This is a genomic window from Variovorax sp. H27-G14 (assembly GCF_046156345.1).
In the GTDB taxonomy this organism is placed as follows: Bacteria; Pseudomonadota; Gammaproteobacteria; order Burkholderiales; family Burkholderiaceae_C; genus Variovorax.
This window is the reverse complement of record NZ_JAYLVN010000020.1, coordinates 102,677-122,658: the sequence shown is the minus strand read 5'-3', so window position 1 is coordinate 122,658 and position 19,982 is coordinate 102,677. Positions and strand designations below refer to the sequence as shown.

Annotated in this window: 20 protein-coding genes and 1 pseudogene; 9 read left to right on the top strand and 12 right to left on the bottom strand. The window is 66.7% G+C overall.

Going from position 1 to position 19,982, the window contains the following annotated elements; genetic code table 11:
- Window positions 1–198: 198 nt before the first annotated feature.
- From VLK31_RS30605 to VLK31_RS30590, 4 genes are all read left to right on the top strand, one after another.
- Window positions 199–963, top strand: a complete 765-nt coding sequence (locus VLK31_RS30605; protein WP_409172246.1) for a helix-turn-helix domain-containing protein — start codon at window positions 199–201, stop codon at window positions 961–963.
- 167 nt (window positions 964–1,130) lie between these two features.
- Window positions 1,131–2,126: a Bug family tripartite tricarboxylate transporter substrate binding protein gene (locus tag VLK31_RS30600; RefSeq protein WP_409172245.1), complete on the top strand. Its 996-nt coding sequence runs from the start codon at window positions 1,131–1,133 to the stop codon at window positions 2,124–2,126.
- A gap of 17 nt (window positions 2,127–2,143) precedes the next feature.
- Window positions 2,144–3,073: a PhzF family phenazine biosynthesis protein gene (locus VLK31_RS30595; RefSeq protein WP_409172244.1), complete on the top strand. Its 930-nt coding sequence runs from the start codon at window positions 2,144–2,146 to the stop codon at window positions 3,071–3,073.
- Window positions 3,070–3,555, top strand: coding sequence for a RidA family protein (locus VLK31_RS30590; protein WP_409172243.1), 486 nt, complete (start codon window positions 3,070–3,072; stop codon window positions 3,553–3,555). The genes VLK31_RS30595 and VLK31_RS30590 overlap by 4 nt, the downstream gene beginning before the upstream one ends.
- Window positions 3,556–3,587: 32 nt before the next feature.
- Here VLK31_RS30590 and VLK31_RS30585 read toward each other — a convergent pair whose 3' ends face one another.
- On the bottom strand, window positions 3,588–3,863 hold the full coding sequence (locus VLK31_RS30585) for a hypothetical protein (RefSeq protein ID WP_409172242.1): 276 nt from the start codon (window positions 3,861–3,863) through the stop codon (window positions 3,588–3,590).
- Window positions 3,864–4,129: 266 nt separating this feature from the next.
- Window positions 4,130–4,744 carry a substrate binding domain-containing protein gene (locus VLK31_RS30580; protein ID WP_409172241.1) on the bottom strand — a complete coding sequence of 205 codons (615 nt, stop codon included), beginning with the start codon at window positions 4,742–4,744 and terminating at the stop codon, window positions 4,130–4,132.
- On the opposite strand from VLK31_RS30580, the pseudogene VLK31_RS30575 reads away from it, so the two are divergent.
- Both VLK31_RS30575 and VLK31_RS30570 read left to right on the top strand, forming a co-directional pair.
- A pseudogene (locus VLK31_RS30575) lies at window positions 4,719–5,306 on the top strand (MBL fold metallo-hydrolase); the annotation flags it as partial. The gene VLK31_RS30580 and the pseudogene VLK31_RS30575 overlap by 26 nt on opposite strands.
- 4 nt (window positions 5,307–5,310) lie before the next feature.
- Window positions 5,311–5,700, top strand: coding sequence for a nuclear transport factor 2 family protein (locus VLK31_RS30570; protein WP_409172240.1), 390 nt, complete (start codon window positions 5,311–5,313; stop codon window positions 5,698–5,700).
- A 315-nt stretch (window positions 5,701–6,015) separates the two neighbouring features.
- Here VLK31_RS30570 and VLK31_RS30565 read toward each other — a convergent pair whose 3' ends face one another.
- The gene (locus VLK31_RS30565) at window positions 6,016–6,951 is read right to left on the bottom strand and encodes an alpha/beta fold hydrolase (protein WP_409172239.1); all 936 of its coding nucleotides are present in this window, start codon (window positions 6,949–6,951) and stop codon (window positions 6,016–6,018) included.
- Between the two features lie 83 nt (window positions 6,952–7,034).
- On the opposite strand from VLK31_RS30565, the gene VLK31_RS30560 reads away from it, so the two are divergent.
- A complete protein-coding gene (locus VLK31_RS30560; RefSeq protein WP_409172238.1) occupies window positions 7,035–7,670 on the top strand; it encodes a c-type cytochrome in 636 nt (211 codons plus the stop codon).
- A gap of 4 nt (window positions 7,671–7,674) precedes the next feature.
- Here VLK31_RS30560 and VLK31_RS30555 read toward each other — a convergent pair whose 3' ends face one another.
- The 4 genes from VLK31_RS30555 to bchI are packed head-to-tail and all read right to left on the bottom strand — an operon-like array spanning window position 7,675 to window position 11,667.
- Complete coding sequence (locus VLK31_RS30555; protein WP_409172237.1) at window positions 7,675–7,941, bottom strand: hypothetical protein; 267 nt, start codon at window positions 7,939–7,941, stop codon at window positions 7,675–7,677.
- The gene (bchO, locus tag VLK31_RS30550; protein WP_409172236.1) at window positions 7,938–8,834 is read right to left on the bottom strand and encodes an alpha/beta fold hydrolase BchO; all 897 of its coding nucleotides are present in this window, start codon (window positions 8,832–8,834) and stop codon (window positions 7,938–7,940) included. Before bchO ends, VLK31_RS30555 begins: the two co-directional genes overlap by 4 nt.
- Window positions 8,831–10,648 carry a magnesium chelatase subunit D gene (locus VLK31_RS30545; protein ID WP_409172235.1) on the bottom strand — a complete coding sequence of 606 codons (1,818 nt, stop codon included), beginning with the start codon at window positions 10,646–10,648 and terminating at the stop codon, window positions 8,831–8,833. The genes bchO and VLK31_RS30545 overlap by 4 nt, the downstream gene beginning before the upstream one ends.
- Window positions 10,645–11,667 carry a magnesium chelatase ATPase subunit I gene (gene bchI / locus VLK31_RS30540; RefSeq protein ID WP_409172234.1) on the bottom strand — a complete coding sequence of 341 codons (1,023 nt, stop codon included), beginning with the start codon at window positions 11,665–11,667 and terminating at the stop codon, window positions 10,645–10,647. Before bchI ends, VLK31_RS30545 begins: the two co-directional genes overlap by 4 nt.
- Before the next feature lie 121 nt (window positions 11,668–11,788).
- Here bchI and VLK31_RS30535 point away from each other — a divergent pair, with 121 nt between their 5' ends.
- Window positions 11,789–12,100 carry a high-potential iron-sulfur protein gene (locus tag VLK31_RS30535; RefSeq protein ID WP_409172233.1) on the top strand — a complete coding sequence of 104 codons (312 nt, stop codon included), beginning with the start codon at window positions 11,789–11,791 and terminating at the stop codon, window positions 12,098–12,100.
- Here VLK31_RS30535 and VLK31_RS30530 read toward each other — a convergent pair.
- Window positions 12,087–13,061, bottom strand: coding sequence for a LysR family transcriptional regulator (locus VLK31_RS30530; RefSeq protein ID WP_409172232.1), 975 nt, complete (start codon window positions 13,059–13,061; stop codon window positions 12,087–12,089). The genes VLK31_RS30535 and VLK31_RS30530 overlap by 14 nt on opposite strands.
- Window positions 13,062–13,233: 172 nt before the next feature.
- On the opposite strand from VLK31_RS30530, the gene VLK31_RS30525 reads away from it, so the two are divergent.
- Window positions 13,234–14,013 (top strand): HAD-IA family hydrolase, encoded by a 780-nt coding sequence (locus VLK31_RS30525; RefSeq protein WP_409172231.1) that lies wholly within the window; start codon window positions 13,234–13,236, stop codon window positions 14,011–14,013.
- Window positions 14,014–14,243: 230 nt separating this feature from the next.
- Here the strand turns inward: VLK31_RS30525 and VLK31_RS30520 are convergent, their stop codons facing one another.
- The 4 genes from VLK31_RS30520 to VLK31_RS30505 all read right to left on the bottom strand — a co-directional run bounded on the left by VLK31_RS30520 (window position 14,244) and on the right by VLK31_RS30505 (window position 19,972).
- A complete protein-coding gene (locus VLK31_RS30520) occupies window positions 14,244–15,560 on the bottom strand; it encodes an Nramp family divalent metal transporter (protein ID WP_409172230.1) in 1,317 nt (438 codons plus the stop codon).
- Between the two features lie 314 nt (window positions 15,561–15,874).
- Window positions 15,875–16,870, bottom strand: coding sequence for a ferritin-like domain-containing protein (locus tag VLK31_RS30515; protein ID WP_409172229.1), 996 nt, complete (start codon window positions 16,868–16,870; stop codon window positions 15,875–15,877).
- A gap of 354 nt (window positions 16,871–17,224) precedes the next feature.
- On the bottom strand, window positions 17,225–17,782 hold the full coding sequence (locus VLK31_RS30510) for a fasciclin domain-containing protein (protein WP_409172228.1): 558 nt from the start codon (window positions 17,780–17,782) through the stop codon (window positions 17,225–17,227).
- A 111-nt stretch (window positions 17,783–17,893) separates the two neighbouring features.
- On the bottom strand, window positions 17,894–19,972 hold the full coding sequence (locus VLK31_RS30505) for a TonB-dependent receptor (RefSeq protein ID WP_409172227.1): 2,079 nt from the start codon (window positions 19,970–19,972) through the stop codon (window positions 17,894–17,896).
- Window positions 19,973–19,982 lie beyond the last annotated feature (10 nt).

The window sequence follows — 19,982 nt, the reverse complement described above, 5'->3', positions numbered from 1 at the left end:
CTTCGGTGGCAAGCCTGTGCAGGTGTAGAAGCAAGGCAGTCACTGCGTTCGCTTGAGACCTTCAAGAAAGAAGAAATGCGACATGTCTATTTGGCCAGAGATGCGACATCTGAATTTGGCCTTGACATTAACGAGGGCCGACCCCGGTCCGATAATTGCAAGCCAAGCCTCCCAAGCCCGCCCCTAAAAGGCCGCCACGTGACGCCACCCGCCTATCTGTCCCCCAAGCTCGCACTCACCGCCCCGCGTGGCTTTGCGCTGCGCTACAGCGGCCAGTCGCGCTACCACTGCGACTGGCACCTGCACGACTGCGCGATGCTGCTGTGGCCGCAGACCGGCGGGCTGAAGACGGCGTGGGTCAATGAACAGTCGAACGACACGGGCAGCGTGCAGCTGTCCCGCTCCAGCGCCATCCTGCTGCCCGCCGCCACCGCGCACAACACCAGGGCCAGCACGCAGAAGCAGCGCCACGGCGAGCTCTACCTCGCGCCCGAAGTGCTCAAGGGCCGCGGCAGCTTCGGCGCGTTTCGCCTGGACGGTGCCACGCTGGCCATGCTCGACGCGCTGGTGTCCGCCGCGCTCGATCCGCGCAGCGCCGAGCCGCTGGTCGACGCCATCGTCATGCAGATTGCCGTGGGGCGCAGCATGCCGTTGTTGCCCGACGCGCCGGCGCCGACGCTCGGCCAGAAGATGGTGCGCCGCTTTCATCTCGCGCTGGAATGGGACCAACAGGTGCCGCTCGTCGATGCGCTCGCCTGCGAGCTGGGCGTTTCGCAGCGTCAGCTGCAGCGCGCCTGCCAGCAAGAGTTTGGCGCGTCGCCCATCGACATTCGCCGCCGCATGCTCGCGCAACGCGCCCGCGAGCTCATGACGCAAGGCCTGTCGCTTGCGCAGACCAGCCTGCAACTCGGCTTCGCAAGCAGCGGGCACCTGGGGCGGCTGTTGCGGGCGGTTTCGCACTGAGGCTGAGCGCGCGGGCCAAGCCGCCTGAATCGGCCTGAATCGGCCTGAATCGGCCTGAATAGACCTGTTGCGGCCCGTCGCTTTCTGGATCAATCGTCGTCGCGTCCAGGTTCGTGCCCGGCACCGCCTTTTTCTAGCATCGGCCCACACACCCTTGGAGCCGATTCATGCATGGACCTTTTCAGCGCGCCGCCCGCACGGCCGCACGACACATCGCCCCGCTGGCACTCGGCTTCTCAGCCCTGTGCGGCGTGTCCGCCTTCGCGCAGGACTGGCCCGCCAAGCCGATCACCGTGATCGTCCCCTTCCCCGCCGGTGGCGGTACCGACCTGGTCGTGCGCTCGGTGCAGGTGGCGTTGCAGAAGGCGCTGGGGCAGCAGCTGGTCATCGACAACCGCGCGGGCGCCGGCGGCACGATCGGCTCCGGCCTTGTCGCGCGCGCCAACCCCGACGGCTACACGGTCGGCATCGCCACCACCAGCACGCACGCGGTAAGCACCGGCGTGTACAAGAAGCTGTCGTATGACCCGGTGAAGGACTTTGCGTACGGCGGCCTCATCGGCACCTCGCCCTATGTGCTGGTGGCCAACCCCGAGCTGAAGGCGACGGACATCAAGTCGTTCATCGCAGCGCTGCGCGCCCGCCCAGAAGGCGCGAGCTTTGCTTCAGTCGGCGCGGGCACCGTGTCGCATTTGCTGGGCGAGAAGTTCAAGGATGTGGCAAAGGCGCCATTGGTGCATGTGCCGTACCGAGGCGCAGCCCCCGCGTACACCGACCTCATCGGCGGGCAGGTGCAGTTCATGTTCGACAACCCCGTCGGACTCGCGCCCTACATCCAGAGCCACAAGCTGGTGGCGATCGCCACGACCGCACCCGACACGCTGCTCGCCGGCGTACCCACCTTCGCGCAGGCGGGCGTCGCGGGCTTTGACCAATCGCTCTGGTACGGCTTTGCCTTCCCCAAGAACACGCCGAGCGCAATCGTCGACAAATTCAACCGCGCATTGACTGCCGTGCTGAGCGATCGCACGGTGGCGGCCGACCTGGCTGCCAAGGGCGTGCGCGCCACGCCCGGCAGCTCCGCCGCCATGCAAGGCACGGTGGCGCGCGATGCGCCCTTCTGGCGCGGCATTGCGCTGGCCGCCGGCGCAACCGCCGATTGAACGCGCACCCCATGGAAATGACTCAGCAACAACACGGCGAGGTCGCGGGCCTGCGCGTCTTCGTCAACGGCCCCGGCGGCGGCAACCCGGTGCCCCTGGTGCGAAACGCAGACGGCATGAGCGCTTCCGACATGCAAGGCGTAGCCCGGCGCCACGGGCATGAATCGGCCTTCGTCTTCGCGCCGAACGAGCCCGGCATCGACTGGAAACTGCGTTTCTTCGTGCCCAACCACGAGATGGAAATGTGCGGCCATGCCACGGTCGGTGCCCTATGGGCACTGCGCGCGTGGGGCCAATGGACCACGCCCACCGCGCGGGTGCGCACCCTGAGCGGCGTGGTCGACGCCTGGTGGGACGCACCGCGCGCTCGCGTGTGGATCTCGCAACCGAAGGTGAGGCTTTCGGCGGTCAACATGCATTTCAGCGACCGCGTGGGCCAGGTGCTAAACCCGCACGCGTACTCACACCCGCACGCCATGCGCAACCCACGCCAGCCGCCGCTGCGTAACTCGCGTGTCGTGAACGCCGCCACCAGCCGCGTCAAGACCCTGGTGCGCATGCCTAGCATCGCCGCGCTCGATGCGCTGGTGCCCGCGCTCGAACAGGTCGAGGCGATGTGCGCGGCCATCGATTCCACGGGCCTGTATCCCTACGCCGTGGAAAGCGGGCCCGACGGCATGACGTCCGTTGCGGCGCGCCAGTTCCCACGGTCTTCCGGCTACCCCGAAGACGCTGCCACGGGCATTGCCGCGGCCGCGTTGTGGGGCTACCTGAGCACCACCGACGCCATTCCGGTCGGCACGCAGGCCGCGCCGGTCGTCACGCCGATCCGCCAGGGCGAGGCCATGGGCAGCCCGTCGGCCATCGACTTGCAGGCGCGGTTCGGTCCGCACGGCGACATGGTCGGGTGCTGGCTGGGCGGGCAAGTGGAATGGGCCGCGCTGTGAGCGCCGCAACCCCGGAGCAACGCCTGCGCGCGGCAGGGTTCGTGTTGCCGCCCGCGCCAACGCCCAAGGGCAACTACGCACCGGCGTGCGCCGTGCCGCTGGGCGACGGCAGGCAGTGGGTGCATGTGAGCGGACAGACCTGCCGCATCGACGGCCGCGCCCTGGCGGGCTGCTGCCGTGACGCGCACGACATGCTTGCAGCGGCGCATGCCGCGGAGGTGGCCGCGTTGAACGCGCTGTCGGCCCTGGCGAGTGCCGCGGGCGGGTTGTCGAATGTCGAGCAGATTGTTCGCGTGCGGGGCTTCGTCAACGCCGAGGCCGGTTTCGGGCGGCACAGCGCGGTGCTCGATGGGGCGTCGAACGTGCTGGGCGTGGCCTTCGATGCCCACCCGCCGCCGGCGCGCAGCGCCGTGGGCGTGAGCAGCTTGCCGGACGGGGCCTGGGTGGAGATAGAGCTGGAGGCGGTCTTGCGCGCCGGTTAGCGCGAAGCGCCTCCGGCATCCCTGCCCTGCCCTCAGCCTTCGGTCTCTTCTTCTTCGTCCTCGTCTTCTTCGGCATCTTCCGCGCGGCGAACCGTCACGAAGTTTTCCGCGTCTTCCACGAAGGCCATGGCCTTGCCATCAGGCGCCATGCCGCGCACTTCGCTCTGCGCGCCTTCGCCGTTCTGGTAGTCGACCGACACCAGCGCGAAGCAGGCCAGGGGTTCTTCCATCTCGCCGTCGTCGCCGCCGTCATACACGGCCACCCATCCCTCGGCGGGCATGATTTGCAGGATCTTCACTTCTTCCATCGGGTCATTCCAAGCTTGAAAAATACGTTGTGCCTTGCAGCATATCGCAAGGAATTGACGCTGTTCGACCTACGCCTCGTGCTCCGCCCTGGGCACTGACGCATTCGCCGTGCGCATTGCCCCAAGTGCATTTGGCGGCCTCGAAGGTCGGCCCATCCACAGCAAGCACTCCCTGGTCAGGGCTTGATGAAAGTCGAACAGGCTGAATCGGAGCGCTTGATTGAAGAAAACGCCAAGTGCTTCGTTTGGTGCCCCTTCGTGCCGCGCTATTTCTCGATACCCTGGCGTTGCTGCTCGCGCTGCGCCAGCAGATCGACGAACGCGCGAACCTTGGCGGGACGAAAGCGCGCGGTCGGAAACACGGCGTGGATGCCGCCAGAAGGCAGATGCCATTCGGGCAGCACCTGAACGAGCCGACCGGCGGCAAGCTCGTTTTCGATCGCATAGTCCGGCAGCACCGAGAGGCCCGCGCCCTGGCATACGGCCTCTCGCACGGCAAGCGTGGCGTCCAGAAAAATCGAGGCCTGCACGTTCACATGCACGTTCACTTTCTGGCGCTTCGAATGGTTCAACGAAAACTCCCACCGCAGGTGCTCACGCAGCGCGGTGTTGGCAACAAAGGGCAACGGGGCAATGTCTTCAGGCCGGGTGAGCCGCGCAATCTCTCGCGCCATGCTCGGTGACGCCACGAGCAACTGACGGAACGAGCCGATTTTTCGCGCCTGCTGGCTGGTCTCCGCGAGCCAGCCGACGCGGATCGCCAGTTCGATGCTGCCGGCCATGATGTCCAGCGTCTGGTCCGTCAGGATGGCGTCGACCTTGCACGCGGTGTAGCGCTTGGTGAACGCGGCAATGGCCGGCACCACCGCAGCCCGCGTCATTGCGGCCTCGGCCACCGTGCAGGCCATCAAGGCCAGCGTCGACAAGAAGCTGGCGACCTGGGGCCCGCAGCTCAAGGACAACGGCCCGCAGACCCTGGCCGACATCGTGATGCCTGAGGTGTTCGACGGCAGCGCAATCGCACTGGAAGACCAGTCCATCGAGATCGTCAATGCAGAGGGCCTGCCCAACCGCCGCTACCTCTGGGTGAAGTCGCTCGATGCCATCTTCGGCGGCGTGCTGGTGTTCTCCGGCGTGCATGTGTGGACGGCCGACACCGCGAGCGCCGAAGGCCGCGCGGCCTGGATCAAGACGCTCGACGCCATGGCCGCCCGCAAGCCGGCCGTGGTGGTGCCGGGGCACATGGCACCGGCTGGCGCCATCGACGTTTCGGCAATCCGATACACCCGCGACTACCTCGTGGCCTTCGAGCAGGAGCTCGCCAGGACCACCGACAGCGCCGCGCTCATCGCAGCCATGACCCAGCGCTACCCGACGGCCGGCATGGGCGTTGCGCTGCAGATTGGCGCCAAGGTTGCCAAGGGCGAGATGAAGTGGGGTTGATGCAATGAGCAGCAACCTCGACATCATTCGCGCCACCTACGAAGGCGCGTCGCAAGAGAACGGCAAGCACCTGCTCGCCGCCCTGGCCCCCAATGCCACCTGGACCGAAGCGGCCGGGTTTCCCTATGCCGGCACCTACACCGGCCCGGCGGAAATCTTCGACCAGGTTTTTCGCAGGCTGGCGACCGAGTGGGTGGGCTACAAGGCCGTGGTTCACACCTACCTGGCCGATGGCGACCGGGTCGCGGCATTCGGCACGTATTCAGGCACGTACGCGAAGACCGGCAAAGCCATGAGCGCGAGCTTTGCGCATCTGTACCGGCTGCACGACGGGAAGATCCTGACCATGGAGCAGTACGTCGACAGCGCCATGGTGCGGCAAGCCATGCAGTAAGGCTGTTCGTGGCTGCTCATGGCTGTTGGCAGCGGGCGCACCTCGCATGCCTGGCGGCCGCTCGCTCGCCTTTGTGCTCGGCCCGGCGGTTTCGCGTTCGACAGCCGCATTGCGCATTGCGCCAGCGCAATCAGGATTCCCGTCCCCTGTGTGCCACGCACAGGTGCACACCCGCTTGGCCCCCATGCGTCTGGGACACGAGGGTGACTTCTGCACATGCGTGTAGACGCCGCAAAGGGCACGCATGCTCTTGGGGTCTTTGGGCACCCGGACGGCCTGCGCGTCAGCCGGAATCACCGGCGCTGCAGCCGCGCCTCAATGGCGCGCGGCTGCGCCTGCGTCGAGAAATCCGCGGATCGCCGCCGCCGCCTGCACGGGGGCCTCTTCCTGCGGCAGGTGTCCGCTGCCCGCGATGACCACCTGTTGCGCATGCCGCAGAACGGCGGCGTAGTCCGCCGCGTTGGCCACCGGAATCATTGCGTCGCGCTCGCCCCAGAGCAGCAAGGTCGGTGCGTCGATGCGCCGAAGCAGCGGCACCGGGTCGACGAGCACGGTTTGCGCCATGCGATCGAGCAGTGCCTGACGAGCACCCGGCGCCCGCAGAAAGTCGTCGTAACGCGTGATCAGCGCATCGGTCACCATGCCGGGTTCGGCGTAGGCCGGCGCGAGCGACGAGCGCAGCAAGGCCTTGGGCATCACGTAGCGCATCAGCTTGAACATCCACGACACATGCGGTGGCTGCCCATAGCTGAAGCCCGGACTCGCAAAGCCGTCGGGCGCAACCAGCACCAGCTGGTCGACGCGCTGCGGATGCAAAGCCGCAAAAGTCCATGCAATGCGCCCGCCGATCGAATGGCCGACCACGCTGCTCGCGCGCAAGCCAAGCCGGTTCTGCAGCGCGATGAGCAACTCGATGCTGCGTGCGTCGGTGTAGTTGTTGGCGGGGTCGGGCGGGCTCAGCCCGTTGCCCGGGAGGTCGAAACGGATCACGCGGTAGGCAGGCTCGAGCACCTTCGCCACGGCGTCCCATGTCTCCAGGTTCGACGCAAAGCCGTGGATCAGAATGACGGATGGCGCACCCTTCGGGCCGGTGTCGCGCACATGCAGCATGGCGCCGGAAATCTCCATCATGTCGGTGGGCTGCGCGAGGTAGCGGCGCTCCAGATCCGCACGGCTGAGGTCGGGCGTCCACAGCCAGAAAAGTGCCGCAATCAGCAACGCGGCGCACGCGACCAGGGTTAGGGAAAGCATCGGTCTCACGGCGTCGCCATTCGCACCGCAGCCATGCCCGGCGCACTAGAATCGTCGCCTGTTTCGTGCTGTGGGCCACAACGATGAAATCGATTGCCTCCCTGCTGACCGCCCTTGCGATCGGAGTTTCCGCCAGCATTGCGTTGGCCGCCACCGAGCCTGCCGCAAAGGCCGCCAAACCCGACCTGGTAAAGGGCGAACAGGCCTTCGCCGCCAAGGCCTGCGCGGCATGCCATGCGGCCGACGGCAACTCGGCGGTGCCTGCCAACCCCAAGCTCGCGCAGCAGCATCCGGAGTACCTTCTCAAGCAGTTGATCGAGTTCAAGTCCGGCAAGCGCAAGAACGCCATCATGGGCGGCATGGCCAACACGTTGACCGACGAAGAAATGCGCGACGTCTCGTGGTTCCTTGCGTCCAAGACCGAAAAGCCGGGCTTCTCCAAGGAGCGCGACCTGGTCGCCGTTGGCGAAAAAATATACCGGGGCGGCATCGCCGATCGCAGCGTGCCCGCCTGCGCGGGCTGCCACAGCCCCAACGGCGCGGGCATTCCCGCGCAGTACCCGCGCATTGCGGGGCAGCACGCCGACTACATCGCCTCCCAGCTCACGGCCTTCCGCGACGGTGTGCGAACCAACAGCGTGCCCATGACGGGCGTTGCCGCCAAGCTCAACGATCGCGAGATCAAGGCGGTCGCGGACTACATCGCGGGACTGCGCTGAGCCTTCAGTCGTTCTGGGCTGCGGCATAGGCTCTTTGTTTCACCCAGGCCGTCGCTATTTTTCTGGCGTGCCGTCTGGCCAACTCCGTCGTCGCGAAAGCATCGGCACTCGACTGAACGACCGGCATGCCGCCCGGCCAGCAGAGCTCGCTGAAAACCACCGGCCTGAAACGGCCCTGACCATCGGGCACACAGCAGCACAGAAACGACCAGCCGCGGCAACCGAAGGGCTCGAAGCCCGCTGCGTCCGTTGCACTGCGCACCTTTTTCATGCGCGCCTCGCAAGGCCGTCCACGTTCGCACGCTGCACTTTTCGAATCCAGGCCGCGACCGGCCCAGGGGTTTCTTCGTGCGCGAGATGCCCCGCATGCGCCAGCCGCAACAGGCTCGCACCCGGCACCGATTGCTGCACGCGAATCGATTGCGCCATGGGCACGGCCCGGTCCAGCGCGCCGGCCATCAGGTGAAGGCGCGTGCCCAGTTCCGGCAGGCGTGCCTGCAGCGGCGCGACGTTCCAGCGCGCCATCATGCCCAGCGCGCCCGCCACATGGACAGGGTTGCCCACCAGCCGTGCGTAGAGTGCCTGGCCGCGCGCATCGAGCCTGGAGCCCGTGCTTCCGACCAGGCGGTTCACTGCAGTCGCATTGGCTGCGCCCCACGCAAAGAGCCGGGCGGCCAGCGAGTTGGCGGCCATCACTTTCGCGGCCTGCGGCAGCACCACGCCAGCGAGGCCCGCAAAAGGAAGAAGCGCGCCATTGAGTGCGAGCCCCGCATCGGCATTCACCTGTTCGTGCAGGCACAGCTGCGCTGCAATGGCGGCACCGGCCGAGTGGCCGGCTATGAGGTCTGGTCGCAGCTGCAAACGCTTCAGCAGCGCGTCGAGCGCATGGGTCATTCCGTCGAGCGACAGCAGCGCGCCCGACGGCATCGAGCTGAAGCCGTGGCCCGGCAGGTCCATCGCAATGCAGGTGAAGTCCTGCGCGAGCAAGGGCATCAGGTCGCGCCACGAATGGCTCGCGGCACCGGTGCCGTGCACCAGCAGCAGCACCGGCCCGCGGCCCATGCGCTGCACATGCCAGCGCACGCCGCCAGCCTCCACAAAGCTGCTGTGCTGCCGGTGCGGCCAATCGAGGCCGTCGACATTCCAGTCCAGCGCACGGGTCATGGCGCTGCCCGGTCCATGGTGACAGCGCGCACGGCGCGCGACATCTCGGCGGCGCCGGCATGCGGCAGCGGCAGGTAGACGGCGCCCATTTCTTCGGCCAGCCGGCGCGCCGGCTCCTGCGGATGCGGCGACGTGTCGAGCACCAGCGTGCGAATGCCCGCGGCACGCACCCGCCGTGCCGAGTCGAGCGCTTCGAGGCTCGCGCGCTGGCGTCCCCCGGTGCCGTCCAGCGCCACGTTGGCACAGCCGTCGGTGAGCAGCACCGCAACGGGCGTGCGGCCGCGCCGCAGCGCCGCCAATGCCAGCGCCAGCGTCGCATCGATTCCGGTGGCCAGCGGTGTGCCGCCACCGCCTGCAAGGCCGGCCAGGCTGCGCCGCGCCCGCACCAGCGAGCGCGTCGGCGGCAACAGCAACTCGGCCGAGCGGCCCCGAAAGGCGATGAGCGACACGCTGTCGCGGCGCACGTAGCAATCCGCCAGCAGCAACTCGACCGCACCCTTGGCTTCGGCAAGGCGGTGCAGTGCGGACGATCCCGATGCGTCCACGGCGAACACGGTCGTGGTCTCGCTGCGCTGCTTGAAATGCGTGATGTGAAAGTCTTCGCGCCGCACGTGCACTGCCACGCCGGTCGGTGCACCCGACGCATCGCTGCCACGGCGCAAGGCTTGCCACGGTGCGGCGGCGCGCAATGTGTCGATGAGGCTGAGCCGCGCACCGTCGCGTGCATGCCCGGGCCGCGCACCGTCGGGGCGACCGCGCAGGCCACCGGCGACCGGCGTGCCAGCGCGCCCCTGGCTGCGCGCGTGACGGCGCTCGGTGCGGCGCGATGTCAGCAGGGCAAGCAAGCCCGGCGGGAGCACGGCGGAGGCGGCATCGAGCACGCGGTCTTCGACCGGCTGCGAGGCATCGCCCTGCTCTGCCGTTGGCGCGGGGGCGGCCTCGTCGTGCGCGGGTGCTTGCTGCGGCTCGGCGTGCGCTTCTGCCTGCGCGTCGTCCGCCGGTTGGTCGCCGTCCTCATCGCCGGGCAGCATCGTGGCCCTTGGCAACAGCACGAGCCGCACGGCGAGCGCGGCGTCCGATACATCGACTTCGGCCCGACTGTCGAGCGCGGCACTGGCGCGCGCAACGCGCATCGCAAGGACCGACGCACGCATCGAATCGACACCCAGCACCAGCGCCGCCGCGCACAAGGCTTCATGCAGCGCATCGGCCGCAACGACCGACGGCAGCCGTGCGCGGGCTTGCGAGATGTGCGTCCGTGTCCAGCGCTGCGCATGCCGGTCGTCGCGGGCTTCGCGCGTCGGCACGAAGCCCAGACTCAACGCGAGCCGGTCGCGCAACGCATCCGGCAATCGTTCGTCCGCATCGATGCCTTCGTCCAGCGCAACAAGGCCGATGCGGGCCGCATGGCGCGCGGCCAGGCCCTGGCGCTCGACGTTCACTTCTTGCGTGTCGAGCACGGCGGCCAGGTGGGCCGCGGTGCGCTGCGAGATGCGCTCGGCCATGCACGCGATCACAAGGCCGCCGTCGCTCTCGACCAGCAAACCCTTTTGCCCCACGGGGCGGCCTGCGCTCAACGTAGCGGCCAGGTCGAGTCCGCCCAGCAGGCGGTCGTCATGGATGTGCAGCGGCATGCGGCGCAGCGGCTGCCCTTCGGACAGCAGCGCCGCCAAGCCTTGCAACCATGCATCACGTTGCGCGCCCGCAGCGCAGCGCACCACCACGCCACCCAGCCCGGCCGGGTCCACGCACAGCAGCGCCGCCACAAGGGCCGCGTCGCTCGCCGCCGTCGCGGCCGTGCCGCCGTTGGTCATAGCCCGAGCAGTTCCTCGATGGCCTTGCCGACTCGCACGCTCGATCCGCTGTCGTCGAGCGGATTGCGGCGCAGCCGGTGCCGCAGCGCGAGCGGTGCGACACGGCGCAGGTGGCTGGTGCTCAGCAGTTCGTCGCCGTCGAGCGCGGCCAGCGCGCGCGCGGCGCGAATCAAGGTGAGTTCACCGCGCAAGCCGTCGGTGCCCAGGCTGATGCACAGGCGCGCCGCACATTCGAGCAACGCATCGGGCACCTGCACGCGGGCGAGACATGCCTTGGCCGCGACGATGCGACGGCGCACCTTCGCGTCCTGCGGCGACCAGTGCCGCAGAAATGCAGCCTCGTCGCGGTCGAAGGCGTCGCGCCGGCGGATCACCTCCACGCGCACGGCCAGGTCGCGCGGCGTGGTCACTTCGACCGACAGGCCGAATCGGTCGAGCAGTTGCGGGCGCAGTTCGCCCTCCTCCGGATTGCCGCTGCCGACCAGCACAAAACGCGCGGGGTGCCGCACGCTGAGCCCTTCGCGCTCCAGCACGTTCTCGCCCGACGATGCGACGTCGATCAGCAGGTCGACGAGGTGGTCTTCGAGCAGGTTCACTTCGTCGATGTAGAGAAAGCCGCGATGCGCGCGCGCCAGCAGGCCGGGCTCGAAGGCCTTCACGCCTCGCGACAGCGCGCGCTCCAGGTCGAGCGCGCCGACCACCCGGTCTTCGGTCGCGCCCAGGGGCAGGTCGACCACGGGCACGGGCACGCGCTCGGTGCGCCTTGCGCCGTTCAGTTTTTTCTGTGCGGCGCAATGCGCGCACGACGTGTTCGCCGAGGCGGGGTCGCAGTGATAGGGGCAGCCGACCACCGCGCGCATTGGCGGCAACAACGCGGCCAGTGCACGCACGGCGGTCGATTTTCCGGTGCCCCGGTCGCCGAACACGAGCACTCCGCCTACAGACGGATCGACCGCCGCGATCAGGATCGCAGTCTTCATCTCGTCCTGGCCGACGATGGCCGAGAAAGGAAAAACCATGACTGGGCTCCAAACCTGAATCAATTGCTCCAGTACCCGATGTGTCAATATTAATTGACATCAATACGTGTCAGACTATACAACGGTTCATCTTTAACTGGTCGACAAAAAAGGAAACCCCATGAGCAACCCAAGTCGAAGGACATTCGTGATCGGCGTGGTCGCAGGCAGCGCTGGCCTCGTCGCGTCGCACGCCTCGGCCCAGGCAGCTACCTTGACCGAAACCGACCCGCAGGCCGCCGCCCTTGGCTACAAAGCCGACGCGACCAAGGTCGACGCGGCCAAGTACCCGCAGCACCAGGCCTCGCAGGTGTGCAGCGGCTGCCAGCTTTTTCAGGGCAAGGCCACCGACGCCACGGGGCCGTGCCAGCTCTATGCGGGCAAGACCGTGTCGGCCAAGGGCTGGTGCAGCGCCTGGGTCAAGAAGGCTTGACGGCGCGCCTTGGCGGCCGCACAGAGCCGGGCGTGATGCGGGTGATGCGCGCGTCCACCTGGCGCTGACCGTCGGCGCACAGGAAGGCCTCGAAGGCGTTTGCCACCTGCGACAGCTGGCAGGTGGTCAGGTGCATCACATGCCAGTCGCGCTCGATCGGGTTGTTGTCGATCGGCAGCAGCGCGAGCAACCCGGCTTTCATCTCCAGCACGCAGGTGTGCAGCGACACGAAGGCAATGCCGAAGCCGGCGGCGCACATCTGCTTGATGGCCTCGTTGCTCGACAGCTCGGAGCCGATACGCAACGGCAGCCCGGCGTCCTTGAACAAGCGCTCGACCGTGGCCCGCGTGCCGGAGCCGCGCTCGCGCACGAGCAGGCGTTCGTCGGCCAGGCGTTCGATGCCGCGCCGCCTGTCCTTCATGAGCGGATGCGCCGGGGCGGCCACGAAGGCCATCGGATGCTTGGCGAAGGGTTGCGAGACGGTCTTCAACTCGGCCGGTGGCCGGCCCATGATCGCAAGATCGACCTCCTGCGCAGCCAGCATACGCACGATGGCGTCGCGGTTGCCCACCTGCAGCTTCACCTTGACCTTCGGGTTGGCATTCGCAAAGTCGACCAGCAGCGGCGGCAACAGGTACTCGGCGGTGGTCACGGCGCCCACGCGCAAGGTGCCTGAAAACACACCCTGCAAGGTCGCCATCTCGTCGCCCGCCTCCTGCCACAGTGCGAGCAGGCGCGCCGCGTAATGGGCCAGCAGCTCGCCCGCCTCGGTGAGCCGAATGCCGCGCCCAGAGCGCTGCACCAGCGGCGTGCCGGCCGAGGCTTCGAGCCCGCCGATCTGGATGGACACCGCGGGCGAGGTGAGATGCATCTCGGCGGCGGCCAGAGACACGCTGCCCAGCCGCGCCACCGCATCGAATGTGGCCAGCTGGCGAAACGTGGCATTGCGTGCAAGCGTCATCGATTCATATTAGTAAAAGCTTATGGGTTCGTAAATAGATTTAACTTTTCGTGATGGGTTCGCTTGCCTACATTGGCTTCTCTTTTCCAAGGAGCAGCCGGATGGGTCACATGAAAGAGCCGACGCATGTCACCGACGCTGTCAAAAACGCGACCCGCTCCGGGAGCCCGACATGCGGATCGATGCCTTGATCTTCGACGTGGACGGCACCCTTGCCGATACCGAGGAGGCGCACCGTGTCGCCTTCAACCTGGCCTTCGAATGGCATGGGCTGGCCTGGCACTGGCAGGCGGCCGAATACCGCGAGTTGCTGAAAGTGGGCGGCGGCAAGGAGCGCATCCGCAGCTACATCGACACGCTGACCGTGGCCGGTGCCGAGCGCGAGCGCCTGAATTTGATGGTGCGCGACATCCACTTCGACAAGATGCGGCTCTACAGCTCGGTGCTGCGCAACGGCACGGTGCCGTTGCGCGCAGGCGTCGCGCGCCTGCTCGACGAGGCGCTGGCGCAGGGCTGCAAGCTCGCCATTGCGAGCACCACCACGGCGGTCAACATCGACCTGCTGCTGCGCTCGACACTCGGGCCGCGGGGACTCGACATGTTCACGGTGATCGCCTGCGGCGACCATGTGGCGCACAAGAAACCTGCGCCTGACATCTACCAGCTTGCGCTGCGTGAGCTCGACATGCTGCCTGCGCACGCGGTCGCCTTCGAAGACTCGGCCAGCGGCTTGCACGCCGCCACGGCGGCCGGTCTGTGCACCATCGTCACGCCCAACTTCTGGACCGAGGACCACGATTTCAGCGACGCGGCCCTGGTGCTGCCCCACCTCGGCAGCCCCGACGTGCCGTTGCCCCGCGAGCCGGGCCGGCGCCTGCAGGCCGCCGCGTGGCTCACCTGCCAGGACATCGAGCGCGTTGCGGCGCGACACGCCAATTTCGCGACGCAATGAGCATTTGCGCTTCATGCCATCAGGCGCGCCCATGTCGACCGGCGGCAGGCTGTCCCTGGTGATGAAGCTGATCTTCACCCCGACGACCATGCGGCTGGTCTAGCGGCGGCGCAAACAGCTGGAGAGGGTAATAGTCCGGCCAATCCCATCGTTGTCATGAAGCTCGTGATCGTAGGGCAGTGATACCTGGCAAGCCCATCGCAGGCAGCGAGCAAGCACATGAGGCCCGCTCATGATGCCCACAGTCGCCATAGGAGCACGCCATTCAGCGCGATGATGAAGCTTGCAATAGCAATGGCGAGTGCAAGCACCGCAGGCCTGTTGGCAAAGCGGCCCATGACCTTGCGGCTGCTGGTGAACCGGATGAGCGGCACCATCGCAAACGGCAACTGCAAGCTCAGGACGACCTGACTGAGCAACAACAGCTTGGTGACTCCCGCCTCCCCGTACAAAAGGGCTACGAAGAAGGCTGGCACGATCGCGAGCGAGCGCGTGAGCAACCGCCGCGCCCAAGGCGGCATCCGCAAGCGAACGAAGCCTTCCATCACGATCTGTCCAGCCAGGGTAGCCGTGACCGCGGAGCTGAGTCCTGATGCAAGCAACGCGATGCCGAATACCGTACTCGCCAGCGCCACGCCCGTAATCGGTCCAAGCAGTTCGCTCGCATCCTGCAGGTCGGCAACGTCATGATGGCCGTTGACATGAAAGATCGCTGCGGCCGAAATCAGGATGGCTGCATTGATGAAGAAGGCGATCACCAGCGCGCCCACGATGTCGACCGTGGCGAATCCCATGGCCTGGCGCTTGCCCGCGTCGTCACGCACGTAGTCGCGCGACTGGACGATGGATGAGTGCAGATACAGGTTGTGCGGCATCACCGTGGCGCCCACGATCCCGATGGCCACGTAGAGCATGCCCGGGTTGGTGATCGTCTCCTTCGACGGCACGAAGCCGGCCAGCACACCGGCCAGTTGCGGCTGGGCGACCACAAGGCTCAGCCCGAAGCATGCGGTGACCACGGCCAGCAGGCTCACGATGACGCACTCCAGGTAACGAAAGCCTCGCCGCTGCAGCCAGAGCACCAGGAAAACGTCCAGCACCGTCAACGCCACACCCCAGGTCAATGGGATGCCGAACAGCAGCTTGAAAGCAATGGCGGTGCCGATGACTTCCGCCAGGTCGCATGCACAGATAGCGACTTCGCAAAGTAGCCACTGTGGCACCACCGTGCGAGGCGCGGAGTGGGCGCGGCACGCCTGCGCAAGATCGAGTCCGGATGCGATGCCGAGTCGCGCCGCGAGCACCTGCAGAAATATTGCCATGACGCTCGATAGCGCCACGATCCAGAGCAGCGTGTAGCCGTAAGCCGAGCCACCTGCCAGATCGGTCGCCCAGTTGCCGGGGTCCATGTAGCCGACGGCCACCAGGTACCCCGGTCCCGCGAAGCGAAGCATGCGTTTGAGCCACGAGCTGCGCGATAACGGCACTGCGCTTGGGGCAGCGTGCGAGACGGGGAAGGACTCCTGAACTGCGGAGGGCGGTGGCATATATCTTCTCCAGAACTGTCTTGAGCTCGTGCCCGGTCCGCAGGGCCGCAGGCGGCCCTGCGGTGCTTCGTCTATCTGGAAATTCCCTCGACGACATGGGCATACGCGACGACCATGCCCAGGAAGACGATGGCGAACCCTGTCCATCGCCGGGCCTGGCGCCGTCCGAGATGCCACGCAACGTTCGCGCGAGCAGCAGCAGCGGGTGTGCTCTTGAATTGCATCGTGCTTACCTCTTGGAAAATGATTTCAAAGGAGGTCCGAAGCTGCGACGCGACAGATCGATGCCGCGTCGCAAGACGGATCAAGAGCGATCAGGCAAATGCGCTGCTCATGCTCAGCACGCCATTGACCCCGGCGGGAAAGAAGCCGCCCTTGTTCACTGCGTCCTTGGTGAGGTAGACGATGTTGAGCACATCGCCCGGCGAACGACTGAAGGCAATGCCGTTGCTGTCCAGCGGAACGATGTTCGACGTGTCGGCCGTACCGGTGATTCCCTGGTCGTCGTCGGCGGAGTTGTCGAGGCTGTCGCGTGCATCGGAGATCGCGTCCGCGCTCGTGCGCAGCGAAGGCGTCTGGATGCCCTTGGCGTACAGCACCGTGCGAACCAGCCCCGCGTGATAGGCCTCGGCCGCCAGAATGCCAGCTGCTGCCTCCAGATAGGCCTTGCTGGTGATCAGCGGCGCGGCGCCCTTGTAGGCGGTCACGCCTACGTCTTCGAAGATGAACGCGCCCAACAGGAAGGCCTCGTCGCTCGCATACGGATCGAAGGACTCGCCCGCCTTGATCAGGCCCGCCGCGCGCGCTGCGGTCGAGAACGCACCGTTCGGGTCGGTGCCCACATCGATCTGCGGCTGCGCGACCGCCGAGGCGCCCAGCGCAGCGCGCAAGAAGCGCACGTGATCCGCTTCATCCTTGGCGATCTCGCGTGCGTACTGCGCAACCACCGGGTCCTTGAACGGAACCTGGTGGCCGCCAATCACATTGCCGCGCGTGCCGGTGCCACCGAGCTGGTCGTCGCTAAGGCCCTTGCCGAAAACAGCGTACTGGTAGAACTGCGCCTCCAGGTACTCGAGGTTCAGCGCGAAGTTGAGGATGTCGCCGTCGGAGAGCGTTGACGCGGGCGGCGTGACAGGAGGAGGGATGCCTTGCCCGATGGCGTTGCCGCCACCGCCGCCGCAGGCCGCAAGGATCGTGCCGCCGGCCACGCCGACTGCGAAGCCGGTGCTCTTGCGAAAGAAGTTTCGTCGCTCCGCACGCTTCTCACCGTGCTTCTGCAACATGTCCAAAGTCAGGATATTACCGAGCATGAGTTTCTCCTTGGCTGGGCGCATGTCCCTCGGGCAACGCGCCTTCACCGGTGCCGAAGATCGCCGCACGCCAACACCCCGGCCGCGCGACACGATGGACTTCATTCGCAAACTCAGACCCGCTCGGGGCAAGAGCCCAACATTCGATGTCCGCGGCAAGTACGTCGAAGAACGTTCATCTGGATTGACTTAAGACGTCCTTAATTTATTTCTTACATCTCTGTCGTAGATCTACCTTCCGACATCAATGCGCATTCACAGAGCGTGAGGGACAACGACGAAATGAGCCCGGGCGTTTGCCGGGGCTCACAGTGATGCGATGGTGACGCGCGCCCAAGGCGCGCGGGTGCAGGTTTACTTGGGCAGCAGCACCTTGTCGACCACGTGGATCACGCCGTTCGATTGATAGACGTCAGCGATGGTGACCGTGGCCGTACCGCCCTTTTCGTCAGTGATCATGACCTTGCCGCCACTCGACTTTGCCGTGAGGCTGCCGCCGGCCACCGTCTTGAGCGACGCCATGCCGTTGCCGTCCTTGATCATCTTGGTGAGGGCTGCGGCATCGACCTTGCCCGGCACCACGTGATAGGTGAGCACACCGGTCAGCGCGGCCTTGTTCTCGGGCTTGAGCAGCGTGTCCACCGTGCCGGCCGGCAACGCCGCGAAGGCCTCGTTGGTCGGCGCAAAGACCGTGAAGGGGCCGGGGCCCTTGAGCGTGTCGACCAGGCCCGCGGCCTTCACTGCGGCCACGAGCGTCGTGTGGTCCTTCGAGTTCACTGCGTTGTCGATGATGTCCTTGGTCGGATACATCGGCGCACCACCCACGGTGACCTGCGCAATGGCTGCGAAAGAGCCCGCGGTGAGGGCCACGGCCAGTGCTGCGGTGGCAAGGCGGTTGAGTCTGCTTTTCATGTCGAGAGTCTCCAGGTGTGAATGCCGGCGCAGGATGTGCATCGACTGCAACCAATACGCCCGCACCCGGTGCCTGGATTCGAACTTCTCGCAACGACGGCAATGCGACGCTCAGAACGTCCAGCGCGCGCTGACCCGCGCGGTGCGCGGCTCCATCGGGTGCACATGCCGGTCGTCCACCCCGCCGTTGCAGGCGCCGCTCACCACTTCGCCCGCCGTGCATGAAGCGTAGTAGTACTCGATGTCGTTGCCCTTCTTGCCCGCGAGGTTGAACACGTCCAGGCCCAAGGTCAGGTTCTTGTTCACGGCATAGCGCGTGCCGAAGTTCAGCAAGGTGGTCGAGCGCGAACGCACGGTGTTGGTCGTGTCCAGCGCACGTGGCCCCAGGTAGCGCAGCCGCAGCGACGTGGTCCATGGCCCGTCGATGTAGGTGAGCCCGGCTGCGAACACGCGCTCGACCGCGTTGTCGACGTAGTTGCCTTCGCCTTCGGGCGCCAGGCCGCGAAAGCGGGCGCGCGACAGCGCGGCGTCGGCTTCGAGTCGCCAGGCGCGGTCGATCTTCCAGCGCAGCGTGGCCTCGAAGCCGCGCCGGCTGCTCGCCCGCCCCGGCTCGGTGGAGCCCGCATCGCCCACGTAGACCAGCTCGGAGTCGAGCTTGAGTTGCCACAGCGCGGCTGTGACCGTGAGGTTTTCGTTGGGCTGAAAGCGCCAGCCGATCTCCGCGCCGCGCCCCTTCACCAGCGCGGGCACGCGGTCGGCCGGCAGGCCGCTCTGCGGGTCGAGCGTGATGGCGGCGCCACGCACGTCGTTGCTGTGAAAGCCCACGCCCGCGTTCAGGTACAGCTCGTGGGCCGGCGTGACGGTGAAGGCCAGCCCGGCCTTCGGGCTCGCGATGGCGTCATGCCCCTTGCCGCTGTTGACGGGGCCGTACACCGGCTCGCGGCCCTGAACGTCGTAGCGCAGCATGTCGCCGCGCACGCCCACATAACCGCGCCAACGCTCGCTGAAGTTCAGCAACTGCTGGCCATACACCGAGAACAGGTCTTGCGTAACCTTGTCGTTGCGAACAGTAGAAAGCCGCTGGCGCGCCTCGGTCTGGTAGAGCCCGACCTCGCCAATGCGGTCGCCGCGCCATTGCGCGCCGAAGCTCAACAGGCCGTCCAGCCCGCCGATCTTGTTGACCATCGAGCGCGAGGCCTGCGCGCCGAACACACGGCGGCGGTCTGTCTGCTCGAACTGGTCGCCGTTCACCGGGTTGTTCAGAAAGTAGGTGAAGTCGGAGAACAGGTCGAAGCGGTAGTCGATGGCGTAGGCGCTGATCTGCGTGTCGCCGTCGGCGCTCTTGTCGAACCATTTGCCCGACAGGCTGATGCGTTGGGTCTTGCCGCCATCGGTGGGGTTGAGGCTGCCGAAGCGACGCAGCTCGCCGCTGTCGATGGCGCGCTCGGGCACCTGGTCGGTCGAGGTCCAGCTGCTCTTGTAGGCCATGCCGGTGATGCTGAAGCCGCGCGTGGGCGAGCCCTGTGAATAGCGCAGCACGGCATTGACCTTCTTGAGGTGCTCGGGCACGTCCCACGGCCCGTTGTTACCCTCGACTTCGATGGCACCCAGCCAGGTCTGGTCCTGCACGGTGCGCGAGCCGGCGGCCAGCAGGCGCTTGAAGCCGTGGCCACCGAGCGTGACCTCGGCAAAGGGCGCGTCGAGCACACCGAAGTAGTCGAGCGACGCACTGCCCGCGAGCGAAAAGTCGCCCGACTCCGCAAAGTAGGGTCCCTTGCGGTAGCGCACCCCGGACACCAGTTCGGGAATCAGGAAGTTCAGGTCGGCATACCCCTGGCCATGGCCGTGCGTGGGCATGTTGACGGGCATGCCGTCGACCGTCACCGCAAAGTCGGTGCCGTGGTCCAGGTTGAAGCCACGCAGAAAGTACTGGTTGGCCTTGCCGTCGCCCGAATGCTGCGTGGCCACCACGCCCGGCACGGCTTCGACGATGTCGCCCGGCCGCAGCTTGGGCCTGGACTGGAAGGACTCACGCTCGGCAGCACCTTCGCTGGCACTGTCTGCGGAGCCGATGGCCGCGTCACGCGGGCCCCTGACCTGCACTTCTGGAAGGTGGTAGTCCTGGGCGTAAACGGCGGTGCTGCCCAACAAGGCGGTGTAAAGAAGTCGATGGCGGATTCGGATGGGCATAGGGCCTCCA

Excerpts from the sequence above, each read along its gene's own strand:
- VLK31_RS30600 (WP_409172245.1), top strand. The coding sequence starts at position 1,131 with ATGCATGGACCTTTTCAGCGCGCCGCCCGCACGGCCGCACGACACATC.
- VLK31_RS30505 (WP_409172227.1), bottom strand. The coding sequence starts at position 19,972 with ATGCCCATCCGAATCCGCCATCGACTTCTTTACACCGCCTTGTTGGGC.
- VLK31_RS30585 (WP_409172242.1), bottom strand. The coding sequence starts at position 3,863 with ATGGAAGAAGTGAAGATCCTGCAAATCATGCCCGCCGAGGGATGGGTG.
- VLK31_RS30555 (WP_409172237.1), bottom strand. The coding sequence starts at position 7,941 with ATGAAAAAGGTGCGCAGTGCAACGGACGCAGCGGGCTTCGAGCCCTTC.
- VLK31_RS30595 (WP_409172244.1), top strand. The coding sequence starts at position 2,144 with ATGACTCAGCAACAACACGGCGAGGTCGCGGGCCTGCGCGTCTTCGTC.
- VLK31_RS30580 (WP_409172241.1), bottom strand. The coding sequence starts at position 4,744 with ATGACGCGGGCTGCGGTGGTGCCGGCCATTGCCGCGTTCACCAAGCGC.
- VLK31_RS30525 (WP_409172231.1), top strand. The coding sequence starts at position 13,234 with ATGCGGATCGATGCCTTGATCTTCGACGTGGACGGCACCCTTGCCGAT.
- VLK31_RS30570 (WP_409172240.1), top strand. The coding sequence starts at position 5,311 with ATGAGCAGCAACCTCGACATCATTCGCGCCACCTACGAAGGCGCGTCG.
- VLK31_RS30565 (WP_409172239.1), bottom strand. The coding sequence starts at position 6,951 with ATGCTTTCCCTAACCCTGGTCGCGTGCGCCGCGTTGCTGATTGCGGCA.
- VLK31_RS30530 (WP_409172232.1), bottom strand. The coding sequence starts at position 13,061 with ATGACGCTTGCACGCAATGCCACGTTTCGCCAGCTGGCCACATTCGAT.
- VLK31_RS30515 (WP_409172229.1), bottom strand. The coding sequence starts at position 16,870 with ATGCTCGGTAATATCCTGACTTTGGACATGTTGCAGAAGCACGGTGAG.
- bchI (WP_409172234.1), bottom strand. The coding sequence starts at position 11,667 with ATGGTTTTTCCTTTCTCGGCCATCGTCGGCCAGGACGAGATGAAGACT.
- bchO (WP_409172236.1), bottom strand. The coding sequence starts at position 8,834 with ATGACCCGTGCGCTGGACTGGAATGTCGACGGCCTCGATTGGCCGCAC.
- VLK31_RS30510 (WP_409172228.1), bottom strand. The coding sequence starts at position 17,782 with ATGAAAAGCAGACTCAACCGCCTTGCCACCGCAGCACTGGCCGTGGCC.
- VLK31_RS30545 (WP_409172235.1), bottom strand. The coding sequence starts at position 10,648 with ATGACCAACGGCGGCACGGCCGCGACGGCGGCGAGCGACGCGGCCCTT.
- VLK31_RS30535 (WP_409172233.1), top strand. The coding sequence starts at position 11,789 with ATGAGCAACCCAAGTCGAAGGACATTCGTGATCGGCGTGGTCGCAGGC.
- VLK31_RS30560 (WP_409172238.1), top strand. The coding sequence starts at position 7,035 with ATGAAATCGATTGCCTCCCTGCTGACCGCCCTTGCGATCGGAGTTTCC.
- VLK31_RS30520 (WP_409172230.1), bottom strand. The coding sequence starts at position 15,560 with ATGCCACCGCCCTCCGCAGTTCAGGAGTCCTTCCCCGTCTCGCACGCT.